The following is a 13,389-nucleotide window of genomic DNA, read 5'->3' as shown; positions in this document are numbered from 1 at the left end:
TTTAAGGTGTTAAAAGTAATTATTTTAAAGGTTCATTTTTGACTACTATTTTATATTTCAATTATTTTCTTCTTTTATTTGTATAGCAAATACTGATAGTATTGAGATATTTGTTAAAGTATTAAAAATCTTTCAATAATCCTGAGAGTTTTCTTCAAAAATATTATGAATGCTTTCGCTGCTTAGCGAATTATATTCAAACATATTTAAAATTATTTCTGAAGAGCTCTCAATTGTTTCAAAACTATTTGAGTTTTTTATAAGTTCTAAACCTTCTATAATTTTTTTATTAAAATTAAAATTTTCATTAATTAAATTATTACAATAATTAACTATTATATTTTGAATTTCATTAAGACATTCAAATAGGTTCATTACCTCTTTATTATTTTTTACATTATTATAACTTTGAACTATTCACTTATCTAATAAATCTGCTATTTGCTTTATTGACTCTATATTAGGTCAATATTTATGACGATCAAAAACTTGTAATCTATTTAAAGAAATTAGTTCATTTCAAAAATCATAATAATAAAAATTAATCATATCTTTGACTTCTTTAAATTGATCAAGATATTCAATATTTTTAAAATAATTAAATATCTTTTCAAAATCTTTATTTAGCAAGTTATCTCTTTTAAGCTGAATTTTTTGATCTTCAAATAATATCGATATTATTTGTAAGGCTGGATTATAAAATTTAAATATTTTCTTAGAATTTTCGTGATTAAAATCATATTTACCTAACATAAATTATTCTCTTTTCTCTTTATACAATTAATATATAATAAAATTAATGAATTATAGAAGGTTTAATAAAATGATAAATAATTTTAAAGCATACAAATTAACATCAAAAGACAAAGAACATTTAAAAAATGTAAGTCCCTATTGAGAAAAAGACATTAAAAAAAGCATTAAAAAACTTATGAAATGAATATTGAGATTTAATAAAAATCCAAATGACTTCATTATTGAATATACGAATAACTACGAATTGTATGATGTGTTATTTCAGCAAATTGATAATTATTCAAATTTTTACAATCAGAAGTTTAAATTAATTAATAATAACTCTAAGCTATTATCTAAATTTCATAAATTAATTGTGGATTATGTTTTTATTCTAGGTTGAGTAAAATCAATTGAATTAATATGCACTTTCTTTGAAGATATTGCAAAAAAAGATATTGCAAAAAAATCACAGTATGCAATTGAATTGATAAATAATTGCCTAATTTCATATTTTGAAATTTATAAAAAAGAAGTTTTAAAAATAATGAAAAAAGATGAATATTTAGAACTAATTTTTGAAAGAATTTTTTCAAATAAAAGCACTATTACTAGAGTAGACATTGCTGCAAGAGATGTTATGAGTTATTCAAAAATGTTAAAGAAAAAAAATAAACTAAGTGAAGAAAAGCTTATTAAATTAAATATACTTTCTATTGAATTAATTGTCTTCTCAAATTCAATAACCTATTTTTATACAAGATTTTTAAGTAATGTTTATTAAAAAATAAACCAATAATTGGTTTATTTTTTATTTAGCAACTGTTCAAAATTCTCTACTAATTTTTCAACTTCCAATATTAAATCCTTATATGATTCTTCTTTTTTACAATCAAAATTATATTTTTTAAATAATTGAGTAGCTTTTAAACTTCCCCCATCTTTTAAGAAATTTATTATTTGAGAAGCATCTTTGGTTCTTTTAAATTCTGAATATAGTTTAAAAGAAACTGCAATTGATACAGCATATTTATAGATATAAAAAGGCTGTTCAAAAATATGAGATATAGCTATTCAACTATATTTATATACTTGATCATCATATCTATCAAAAATAGATTTTCCTAAAACTTTCTTATTTGCCTTTTTTAGTATTTCTGATATTTTATCTAAAGTAAGAACCTCACCTTTTTCACTTGAGTTATAGCACTGATATTCAAACTCGGCATCTGCAATAGCAGAAAAGAAATTAGAAGAAAATGAATTCAATTCTATTTTGAATTAAAATCAATTTCTTACTTTCATTCTTTTCATTTTGAAATAAATAATCAAATAGCAAATGTTCATTAAATGTCGATGCTACTTCAGCAATCATATTTGAAAATCCATTTAAAGGTTTTGGTTGATTTTGTTTAGCAAATAAATTATGAACAGCATGACCTAGTTCATGTGTTAAGGTTGAAATTGATTCTATATCTTCTGTAAAATTTAAAGAAATTAAAGAGTCATAAGTATTGCTTCCAACTGTAAAAGCTCCAGTTGATTTATTTTCATCCTCATAATAATCAATTTTATTATCTGATAAACAATATTCTAAGTTAGCAATATATTTTTCTCCAATTGGTTTTAATGAATTTTTAATTATTTTTTGAGCGTATTCAACACTATAATTTTTTCTTTCCAACTTAAATAGTTCCAAACTTGAATCCGTTCCATAAAATTTCTCTAAATTTAAGTATTTTTTAATTATTTCATAATATCTATAATAAACACTAGAGTTTTTAGAAGTAAATTTTATTAAGTTTAAAAAATTTGTAATGGAGAAATCAGCTCTATCAAAAAAGTTTTCCTTAAAACTTTTCATTCCAACAAGTTTTATTGATTCAATTTCCTCTTTTACAATAGATTCATATATTTTTGCATAAGTATGTTGTTTAAATTTTAAGCCCTCTTTAAATTTTAAACTTGCTTTAATTCTTAACTGTTGATCTTTAATAGGATCTGAATAAGTTAAAATATCTGAGATAAACTTTTGATTAATAATATATTCTTTATTTTTATACACTAACTTTTTTTCTTCATTATCTTTAAATCTCATTGATTCATACATTTCATAAATAATTGAACTAGAGTTTGAAACCTTTGATAACAACTCTCTTTGGTTTTGAGGCATAAGATATTTTATATTTCTAAAGAATTCTTTGTAACTTTCTGAATAATGAATAAGTTCAGAATCTTCTGATAGTCACTTTAAAATTTTTTCTTTTCCAATATTTTTAATTTCCTCATTAACTCATGAAAATTTACCATCAAATTGTTGCATTTTATTATTGAAAATTGAGTCTAATTTTAACAATCTAGGGTTATTTTGTTCGATATATAAGTGCTTTAAAAAATGATTAATTTTAGAAACACTCTTATCCACTGCAATTGAATGCTTTAAAAAATTTATAAAATCACTCTTATTTCTTAATTTATTTTTATACATTAATAGCTCATTATTTTTTTCAACATACAAGTCTAAGTCTAATAAGAACTCTTTATCACTTTCATAAAGGGAAAGTAAATCTCATTTATATTTATCTTCTGCATCAATTCTCTTCATAATTTACCCAAAAAATTTATTTAAAAATTTTCTTTTCTATTATTTATTACTAATTAGAAATTCTATATTTTTAAATTAGTATTATTTAAAAATATAGATATTTCAAAATTTTATAAAGAATTATTTTTTATAAATAATTAATTTTCTTAACTAAATTGATTTTACATTAATTTTGATAACTTGTCATTTATAACTATATATAAAAAATAACATCAGACAATGTTATTTTTTTTCTTTATTATGAGTGTCATTATATCAAGATTCAAAACTTCATTTTTTAAACATAACTTGTTGACCATTACTTTCAATCATACCTTCATAAGCATCAAAGTTTATTGCTCAGGTCATAAGACCTTTTGTATAAATACCAACTTCACTTAGCAATTGATATGATCTTTTAATAGATTCTTCAGTAGCAGCTCCTGCTCCGGCTGGCTCATTTGTTGAAGCCCCCATTACAAATCTATCTGGATCAATTAATCAAAAGTCATTTAATCGACTATACTTTGTTGTTAAATATTTAGTCATTAAATAATAGAATTCCGCTCTATGATTAACATCACTATTTGTTATATAGTCCATTGATAAATTTAATCTTTGTTTATCTTCAGGTTCTATAGACGGACCAAACCCTCATCCATTATAAAACTGTGGATTTATTCAGTCATAATAGTCATCTAATTCTCTTAAGAATGGAATATAACTACCTTTATTATCTTTTTCAGATTTATTTGATAAATATAGCATTTCTGGAGCCATAGTTATCATAAATTCAGGATTTTGATCCTTGATTTCTTTTAAAACATCAATAGTTACTTGTTGACTTTCTCTATCTGTAAGGCAACTACCTTCTCAGTCAATATCCAAGCCATCAAAACCATATTCATTAACTACATTTAGAATTGTTTGTTTTAATTCATTTTTTTGATCAGATCTAAATCTCATTTCACTTCCAGTAGCTCCACCCATTGAAATAAGTACCTTTTTACCTTTTGATTGTAATAACTTAATTCCTGCTTTCATGTCTGCTGGATTTCATAGTTGAAATACAGGCATAGTATAAGCTGTTGGTGAATATAAAAATGAGATATCAATTACATTATAATTAGTATTAGCTATTTCATCAAAACTTGGTTTAACTTGAGCTGCTCCTCCTCATTCATAGTAATAACCAACTAAAACTTTATCAATAGTTTCTATTGGAGCATCCTTTAGTTCAAATACAACCTCAACACTTCCCTTATAGATTCCATTACCATTTGATGAAACCAAAGTCTTACTATTTGTAGTATTAGAAAGTTTAATTGAATCTACTTGTAATTCAGAATTTAATTCTTTCAATCTAGCAATAATAGTAGTATCTTGATTATCTGAAATTTCACCTAAATTAGTTACTTTTAAGATGTTGATTTAAATCAATTTCCAATGGAGGGGTCACTTTCAATGAAAACATAACTTCAACATTTCCCTTATAAATTCCATTGCCATTTGATGAAACCAAAGTCTTACTATTTGTAGTATTAGAAAGTTTAATTGAATCTACTTGTAATTCAGAATTTAATTCTTTCAATCTAGCAATAATAGTAGTATCTTGATTATCTGAAATTTCACCTAAATCAGTTACTTTAAGATGTTGATTTAAATCAATTTCCAATGAGGGATCAACTTTCAATGAAAATACAACTTCAACAGTTCCCTTATAAATTCCATTACCATTTGATGAAACCAAAGTCTTACTATTTGTAGTATTAGAAAGTTTAATTGAATCTACATTTAATTCAGAATTTAATTCTTTCAATCTAGCAATAATAGTAGTATCTTGATTATCTGAAATTTCACCTAAATTAGTTACTTTAAGATGTTGATTTAAATCAATTTCCAATGAAGGATCAACTTTCAATGAAAATACAACTTCAACACTCCCCTTATAAATTCCATTACCATTTGATGAAACCAAGGTTTTACTATTTGTAGTATTAGAAAGTTTAATTGAATCTATTTGTAATTCAGAATTTAATTCTTTCAATCTAGCAATAATAGTAGTATCTTGATTATCTGAAATTTCACCTAAATTAGTTACTTTAAGATCTTCGTTAATTTCTTTTTTTCCAACAAAAAGACCACATGATATAACACTAGTTGATCATGAAGAAATTAAAGTTAATGAAGAAATTAAACATAGTAGCTTTTTCATATTTGGTACCGTCCATTTTCTATATATTATCATATAAAAAAATAAAAAAATATATGGATAAATCTCAAAAATATTTTCATATAAATCTATAAAATAACAAGTTATTATCTATTTAATTTATTTTTTTTAAATTATGCTCTTCTTATTATTTATTATAGGTTTCATTATATCAAGATTCAAAACTTCAGTTTTTATTATAAAATTTCTCTCCATTAATATTAATATTTCCTTCAAAAGCATCATAATTTATTGCTCAAGACATAAGGCCTCTTGTATAAACTTTATCTTTTTTAAGAAGTTTGTGTGATTTTTTAATTGATTGTTTAGTTGCAGATCCATTCCCTGCAATCTCATTTGTTGAAGCCCCCATTACAAATTTATCTGCATCAATTAAATAATAGTCATTTTTTGGACTATATTTTGTTGTTAGATACTTAGTCATTAGATAGTAAAATTCTGCTCGATACTTGGCATTATCATTTGCAATATAATCTTCTTTAATTTTTAATTTTTTTTGTTCTTCAGGTTCAATATATGGTCCAAAACCTCTTCCATTATAAAGCTGTGGATTTATTCAATTATAATATCCTTCTAAACCTTTTAAAAAAGTAATGTAACTACCTTTACCTGTAGTATCTGATTTATTTGTTAAATATGGCATTTCTGGAGCCATAGTTATTATAAATTCAGGATTTTCATCCTTAATTTCTTTTAAAGCATCTACAGTTGTTTGTTGACTTGTTTTATCTGTTAATGATTTTTGTGCTCAGTTAATATCAAGACCATCAAAACCATATTCATCAACTACATCTAAAATTGTTTCTTTTAATTCGTCTTTTTGATTACTTCTAAATTTCATTTCACTTGAAGGTGAACCACCCATTGAAATAAGAACCTTTTTACCTTTAGATTGCAATAACTTAATTCCTGCTTTTACTTCTTCTGGATTTTGTGGTAAATATTTAGGCATTTCATAATTTGATTTTGAATAAAAGAAAGAAACATTAATGACATTATAATTTGTTTCTGCCAATTGTTCAAAAGTTGGAATAGTTTGTCCTTCCCCATTTCAATCAAAATAATATCCTACTAGAACTCTATATTCTAATCTAACAACATCTCCCTTTAAATTAAAATTTATTTGTAGTTTTCCACTATACACTCCATCATCTGTTGCTGTAATAACAACAACTCTTTTTTTAATACTTTCAATAATAACTGATTCCATTTTTAAATCAGGATTTAATTCCTTAATTTTAGTTTTAATTGTATCTTCTTGTTCATTTTCAATAAAACCTAAATTTGTTTTTAATACATGATGAACTAAATGATTGTCAGCTGATGTATCTCCCATATTAAAGCCACATGCAACAACTGCAGTTGAAGTTGTTGCAACTAAAGAAAATGAAGACAGCAAAGTTAATATTTTTCTCATTATTTTACCCTCAATTCAAAAATATAAAAGTATAAGTAAAAATAAATTTTTTATATGTTCTATTATTACTTTTTAACTACTAAAAACCAGTAATAATACTGGTAAAAAATAATATAATTGACTATTTTTTTTCTTGTAAATAAATATCTTTATATCACTTTGAAAAAGTTCATTTTTCTCAATAAATAATTAAAGGTTCTTTACCTTCTTGTGGTATTCTATCTATCTCTCCATCATATGCATCACTATTTATTGTTCAAGCCATAAGACCCTTTGTATAAATACCATCTTTCGCAAGCAGCTCATATGATTTTTTAAGTGCTTCTTCAGATGCTGCACCTGTTCCTTCAGCAACGTATTCATGAGTTGAAGCTCCTAAAACAAATTTATCTGGATCAATAATAAAGTAGTCATTCTTTTTACTATACTTAGCAGTTGCATATTTTGTTAATAAATAATAAAATTCTGCTCTATATTCTGAATTATCATTTGTAATACTGCATTTAAGTTCTCCACTTGGTTCTTCTTGACATGTATCATCATTATCATCTCAATTTAAAATTCTTTTTTCTTCATCTTCCAGAATAACATCATAGCCATATTGATTATATGCTTTAGGAGTTACTCAATTATAGTAACCATCTAAACCTTTAAAAAATGGAATGTAACTTGGAGCTCCTCCAATTTCAGTTGCAAGTCTTAGTCCATCAGGAGTAGTTGATAATGAGATTATAAATTCTTCTCTCTCGTCTTTAATTTCTTTTAAAACATCAGTCATTACTTGCTGACTTTCTCTATCTGTAGTACTTTGTATTTGTCAATTAATATCTATTCCATCAAATTTATATTCATCAATTACATTTATAATTGAGTTTTTTAAATCTTCTTTTTTATCAGTTGTAAATTTCATTTTTGTTGATTGTGAACCACCCATTGAAATTATTGCCTTTTTATCATTTTGATGAAGTAACTCTATTCCATTTTTTATTTCTTCGGGTTTTTTTGGATTAAAAGTAGGCATCTCAAGTGCTTTTGAAGCATAAAAATCTCCAATGCTAATAACATTATAATTTGTTTCAACTAATTCTTCGAAAGTAGGAATTCGCTCTCTTTCAACAGCTCAATCTTTTTCATCATTATAATATCCAACTAAAACTTTTTCTTCTAATTTAATAGGTTCACCCAACAAATTGAATTTTACTTCCATAACTCCTGTATATGCACCTTTTTTAGTTGCTGCAATAAGTGCTGTTTTATTTTTATTTACTTTAGCTACTTTATATGAATTTGCATCCAAACCTGGATTTAATTCTTGAATTTTAGCTTTTATAGTTTCTTTATTATCATTTTCTAGCATTCCTAAAGATGTTCTTAGAACATGATTAACTAAATGATTTTCATCATTGATATCTCCAATACTATAACCACATGCAACAACTGAAGTTGTTCCAATAGCTACTAATGACAATGAAGATAATAGACCTAATATTTTTTTCATTATTTTCCCCTTAATTTAATTTTATATTTTCATAAAATATTAATACTTTTGTATTTTAAATTCTAATTTATTTTATTTATTTTCTTTATTTTCTTTATTTTCTTTATTTTCTTTATTTTATTTATTTTCTTTATTTTCTTTATTTTCTTTATTTTCTTTATTTTCTTTATTTTCTTTATTTTCTTTATTTTCTTTATTTTCTTTATTTTCTTTATTTTCTTTATTATGAGTGTCATTATATCATGACTCAAAACTTCACTTTTTAAACATAACTTGCTGACCGTTACTTTGAATCATACCTTCATAAGCATCAAAGTTTATTGCTCAAGTCATAAGACCTTTTGTATAAATACCATCTTCACTTAGCAATTGATATGATCTTTTAATAGATTCTTCAGTAGTAGCTCCTCTACCAGCTGGTTCATTTGTTGAAGCTCCCATTACAAATCTATCTGGATCAATTAATCAAAAGTCATTTAATCGACTATACTTTGTTGTTAAATATTTAGTCATTAAATAATAGAATTCCGCTCTATGAGTAACATCATCATTTGTTATATAGTCCATTGATAAATTTAATCTTTCTTTATCTTCAGGTTCTACATAGGGACCAAATGCCCATCCATTATAAAACTGTGGATTTATCCAATCATAATAGTCATCTAATTCTCTTAAGAATGGAATATAACTACCTGTATCTTCTTTATCAGTTGAATTTTTTAAATAAGGCATTTCTGGAGCCATAGTTATCATAAATTCAGGATTTTCATCTTTGATTTCTTTTAAAGCATCAATAGTTACTTGTTGGCTTTCTCTATCTGTAAGACAACTACCTTCTCAGTCAATATCCAAGCCATCAAAACCATATTCATTAACTACATTTAGAATTGTTTGTTTTAATTCATTTTTTTGATTGGATCTAAATCTCATTTCACTTCCAGTAGCTCCACCCATTGAAATGAGTACCTTTTTACCTTTTGATTGTAATAACTTAATTCCTGCTTTCATGTCTGCTGGATTTCATGGTTGAAATACAGGCATAGTATAAGCTGTTGGTGAATATAAAAATGAGATATCAATTACATTATAATTAGTATTAGCAATTTCATCAAAACTTGGTTTGACTTGAGCTTCTCCTCCTCATTCATAGTAATAACCAACTAAAACTTTATCAATAGTTTCAATTGGAGCATCTTTTAATCTAAATCTTACTTCCTTATTTCCTTTGTAAATACCTTCATCAACTGCTGAAATAGTTGCACCTTTATTTCAAATATTTTCTATTTTAACTGCACTTATATCTAAGTTAGGATTTAACTGCTGCAACTTATTTTGAATTGTTATTTCTTGATTATCTTCAATTTCACCTAAGTTATATTGAGTAATGACACTACTTAGTTCTTTTTTATTATCTGGTTTTGGACCAATTAAATTACATGAAACTACTGTAGTTGATCATGATGTTATTAAGCTAATTGACGACAAGAAAGATAATAGTTTTTTCATATATTTTACCCCTTTATTTAAATATTATAATAAATAACATTTAAAAGTTTTAATTTAAATAAAAAAGTCAATTAGTAAAAAAATACTAATTGACTGAAGTTTTATTTATATATATTTAAATATATGAACGGTTTTTATACTATTTATGTACTAACATATTAAATGTTCCATTAGCATCATTTGATTCAAATGAAACATAGAAATATTCATCATGAACTAACTCATTATTTGAAATTACTGAACCTTTTTCAAATTTACCATCTTTATTAATTGCCTTATAAACATTTAATGATTTAACATCATCAATATTTAATTTTAATGTTGTATTAATATATTTAATATCTTCACTATTTAAGCTATTTCCTGAATAATTAAACATATCAACTATTTGACCTGCTAAATAGTCAATTCCCAAGTTTGGTAAACTAATGTTTGATTTAAATTCATTGTCTGTATAATCCATAGATTCACTTATTGTATATTGTGTATCTAATGTAACAATATATCCTGGTCTAATTTGAAAATCAGCTAAAGATTGTTCTGCTTGATAACCATAAAGATTACCCTTTACTGTATCTCCATCAGCAATAGCTTCAAAACCAATAGCATATTTATAATTTCCTCTATTATCTAATTTATCAATTGTAACATCCATATTTGAGATTTCATACTCTTTAGCATTAATAACCCATGCTAATTCAGAACCTACTGTTTTTGTACCATCAAAATTAGTTACGTATCTGTTGTACTACCTGTAATTGAAAAATTTGTAACATTATGATCTCTATTAAAGTTTCTTTGATCTTCAATAGCTTTAATTAATACTTCCTTGTAATCTTGTGTACCAATTTTTATTTTTCCATCCTCGTCAAAATGTTTTTCATTTTTTACATCAAATCTAATTGTTCCAACTTCATCATTTGAAGTAATTTTATTATTAATATTTTGTTCCATTGTAGCAACTGGTGCTATAGCAGAACTAGAAACTGATAAAGTTCCTATAATACTTAAAAGTTTTATCATATATACCTTTCATTCTTAAACCCACCCAACCTACCAAAAATTAGCATTTTAAATTTTATTTTTAATATCGAAAGTTGTTACATTTTTTGGGCTAACTTTTATTAACTTAAATAAATCGTAGCATAGAACTTTTTAAACAATTTATTAATAGAAATGTATAAACTCTTTTTATTTTTTTAGATAAAAAGCTTTCTTTGTTTAAATTAAAAAATGCTTTATTAAAAGAGAAAATATCTCCATATAAACTTAAATTAGTTAATTATTTTGTCTATTTTGTAAATAAAAAAAATCAGTATTAAATACTGAATTTACAAATAAAAAAAACTTTCTTATAGAAAGTTTTAATTAAAATTATTTATTTATTAAAAGGTCTAATTTTTCATTAATTTCTTTTAATAATTCTAAAAGAGGTTTTTCAAAGTTTTCAATTCTTCCTGAATTTCCAGCTTGTCCACCAAATCCACCATTAGGTCTTCCGCCACGATCTCCACCGCGACCACCAAATCCACCTGGTCTTCCGCCACGATCTCCACCGCGACCACCAAATCCGCCTGATCTTCCACCACGGTCTCCACCACGATCACGGTCTCCACCACGATCACGGTCTCCGCCACGATCACGGTCTCCATCTTGTTTTTTAGGTCCATCGCTTGGTGATCTTCTAAAGTTATCTTTGTTATCAAATCCCATAAGTTCATTGCCTTTCTATTTAATTCTTTTAAAGGCAATAATACGCTATCAAAAGATGTGTAATTTAACACTCTTATTATTATATAGGAATAATCATTCAATATTAATTTATTTAAATTAAGTTGTCACAAACTTAACTTTTAAGTAGTTAAATTGATTAATTAGTAACTGTTTTAGTGGCATCACTTTTAATTGTACTATTTAAAAGTTTTAAAATACTAATATTAAATAAAATAGCAGATAAAGTGATAATTAAAGCTACAATTGTGACTCCAAGAAACAATGCTAAATCAATATTTGCTGAAACATAATTGGGTACTTCTTCAATCAAAATGTGACTATTTAAACTTTTTTCAATCAAAATAAACTGTGAAAGTAGTATTGCTTTAATAATTACAATTGCAATAAGCATTATAATAGTTAAAAATACATATATATTATTTAGATTTTTAAATCTCAAAAACGGCTTTTTAATTGAGTTATTTGCAAAAAATATTAATGTAAAGATAATAAGAATTGTTGTTAAAGATATAGATAATATTTTTAATAATTCTAAATTTGTATTAAAAATATCATCTATTGAAGCAGTTTGATAATTCCCTATTAAATACTTGCCAAAACTATTGTAGATAACCACTCCATTCTTATTTTTATCTTCAAAAGTAAAACTAATAATAAATTTGGAAAATAAAGCAAGAAAAGAAAAAATGAATGCAATAATTACAGTGATTAAATTATAAGTATAATATCCCTTAATATTTTTATATTTTCTTTTAAGCATTTAAAATATCTCTTTTCTTTGTAAACATATTTTAGATTTTAACATATTGTTAATCAGTGTAAAAAAAAGAAAAACTACTTAAAAGTAGTTTTAACTAATACCATTTATTTTTTTATAATATTGCTTATCCATTACTTTGTTATTAATAAAATTATATAAGAAACTAAATCCTACCAATAATCCTATTATTCCAAAAAATGCAATGAAGAATCATCCAATACCAGGGATTCCAGCTGGTCCAACATGATGAATATCTAAAAAGAAATATGGATATAATAAATTTATATTTTCAGTAAAATAGTAATCTCCTGAGTTAAATCTAAGTTCTCCACGAAACATTGCATAAATACAATAAATTAAAACCATAGTAAATTGAATTCAAAATTTTTTAATAAAGAATTCCTTATAATTAACTTTTTCTTTATTGCTCATAAATAAATTTACATATAAGATAAAAGCCACTGGAATAATTGCATGATCAACTAATGTTACAAAAATACTAAAAGGATGTGTTGGAAAACCTTCAACTGGAATTAAAATTCCATTGTAAACAATTAAAGTAACAGTTATCATTGTTGCCAATGAATTAGCTGTTGTATAACTTAACATTTTTGTTTTACCTTCATTTTTATGATTTATTGCTGCATATAAAAATCAAAATTGAACTAGAACATTTGAAAGTAAAGTAAATGTTGTAAAGTAATCTATTGTATATATTTCATAATTACCTTGATAATCACCATTAACTTCACCTGCTGTTGCTATAGTTCAAATATAATATGAAAATATAGTAAAGAAAGATAAAAGTCCAAAAAAATATTTATAAATTAATTGAAATTTTAATGATTTCATAATTTTCTCCATTTCTTTTTTTAATATAATTGAATTATATCTCAATCATTATAAAATTAATTTATTAAAA

At 24.5% G+C, this 13,389-nt stretch carries 14 protein-coding genes; 1 reads left to right on the top strand and 13 read right to left on the bottom strand.

Going from position 1 to position 13,389, the window contains the following annotated elements:
• Positions 1–45 precede the first annotated feature (45 nt).
• A complete protein-coding gene (locus AAHM99_RS00745; RefSeq protein ID WP_342274893.1) occupies positions 46–753 on the bottom strand; it encodes a hypothetical protein in 708 nt (235 codons plus the stop codon).
• Positions 754–823: 70 nt separating this feature from the next.
• Here AAHM99_RS00745 and AAHM99_RS00740 point away from each other — a divergent pair, with 70 nt between their 5' ends.
• Entirely contained in the window at positions 824–1,519 is a 696-nt protein-coding gene (locus tag AAHM99_RS00740; protein WP_342274892.1) for a hypothetical protein, read from the top strand.
• Positions 1,520–1,539: 20 nt separating this feature from the next.
• On the opposite strand, the gene AAHM99_RS00735 is transcribed toward AAHM99_RS00740, so the two are convergent.
• The 12 genes from AAHM99_RS00735 to AAHM99_RS00680 form a co-directional block, all read right to left on the bottom strand.
• Positions 1,540–2,004, bottom strand: a complete 465-nt coding sequence (locus AAHM99_RS00735; RefSeq protein WP_342274891.1) for a M3 family metallopeptidase — start codon at positions 2,002–2,004, stop codon at positions 1,540–1,542.
• Complete coding sequence (locus tag AAHM99_RS00730) at positions 1,985–3,340, bottom strand: M3 family metallopeptidase (RefSeq protein WP_342274890.1); 1,356 nt, start codon at positions 3,338–3,340, stop codon at positions 1,985–1,987. Before AAHM99_RS00730 ends, AAHM99_RS00735 begins: the two co-directional genes overlap by 20 nt.
• A gap of 222 nt (positions 3,341–3,562) precedes the next feature.
• Entirely contained in the window at positions 3,563–4,681 is a 1,119-nt protein-coding gene (locus AAHM99_RS00725; protein ID WP_342274889.1) for a glycosyl hydrolase family 18 protein, read from the bottom strand.
• Between the two features lie 46 nt (positions 4,682–4,727).
• Positions 4,728–5,534, bottom strand: a complete 807-nt coding sequence (locus tag AAHM99_RS00720) for a hypothetical protein (protein WP_342274888.1) — start codon at positions 5,532–5,534, stop codon at positions 4,728–4,730.
• Between the two features lie 145 nt (positions 5,535–5,679).
• Positions 5,680–6,969 carry a glycosyl hydrolase family 18 protein gene (locus AAHM99_RS00715; RefSeq protein WP_342274887.1) on the bottom strand — a complete coding sequence of 430 codons (1,290 nt, stop codon included), beginning with the start codon at positions 6,967–6,969 and terminating at the stop codon, positions 5,680–5,682.
• 121 nt (positions 6,970–7,090) lie between these two features.
• Positions 7,091–8,467 carry a glycosyl hydrolase family 18 protein gene (locus tag AAHM99_RS00710; RefSeq protein ID WP_342274886.1) on the bottom strand — a complete coding sequence of 459 codons (1,377 nt, stop codon included), beginning with the start codon at positions 8,465–8,467 and terminating at the stop codon, positions 7,091–7,093.
• A gap of 117 nt (positions 8,468–8,584) precedes the next feature.
• Positions 8,585–9,973 carry a glycosyl hydrolase family 18 protein gene (locus AAHM99_RS00705; protein ID WP_342274885.1) on the bottom strand — a complete coding sequence of 463 codons (1,389 nt, stop codon included), beginning with the start codon at positions 9,971–9,973 and terminating at the stop codon, positions 8,585–8,587.
• Between the two features lie 139 nt (positions 9,974–10,112).
• Positions 10,113–10,628, bottom strand: a complete 516-nt coding sequence (locus AAHM99_RS00700) for a hypothetical protein (protein WP_342274884.1) — start codon at positions 10,626–10,628, stop codon at positions 10,113–10,115.
• 77 nt (positions 10,629–10,705) lie between these two features.
• Positions 10,706–10,996: a hypothetical protein gene (locus tag AAHM99_RS00695; protein WP_342274883.1), complete on the bottom strand. Its 291-nt coding sequence runs from the start codon at positions 10,994–10,996 to the stop codon at positions 10,706–10,708.
• A gap of 401 nt (positions 10,997–11,397) precedes the next feature.
• A complete protein-coding gene (locus AAHM99_RS00690; protein ID WP_342274882.1) occupies positions 11,398–11,643 on the bottom strand; it encodes a hypothetical protein in 246 nt (81 codons plus the stop codon).
• A 200-nt stretch (positions 11,644–11,843) separates the two neighbouring features.
• Positions 11,844–12,467: a hypothetical protein gene (locus AAHM99_RS00685; RefSeq protein WP_342274881.1), complete on the bottom strand. Its 624-nt coding sequence runs from the start codon at positions 12,465–12,467 to the stop codon at positions 11,844–11,846.
• Between the two features lie 90 nt (positions 12,468–12,557).
• Positions 12,558–13,319 (bottom strand): Pr6Pr family membrane protein, encoded by a 762-nt coding sequence (locus AAHM99_RS00680; protein WP_342274880.1) that lies wholly within the window; start codon positions 13,317–13,319, stop codon positions 12,558–12,560.
• Positions 13,320–13,389 lie beyond the last annotated feature (70 nt).

It is taken from the genome of Spiroplasma endosymbiont of Cantharis lateralis, assembly GCF_964030855.1.
Taxonomy (GTDB): domain Bacteria; phylum Bacillota_I; class Bacilli_A; order Mycoplasmatales; family Mycoplasmataceae; genus Spiroplasma_A.
This window is presented reverse-complemented; position numbering and strand designations above follow the sequence as displayed.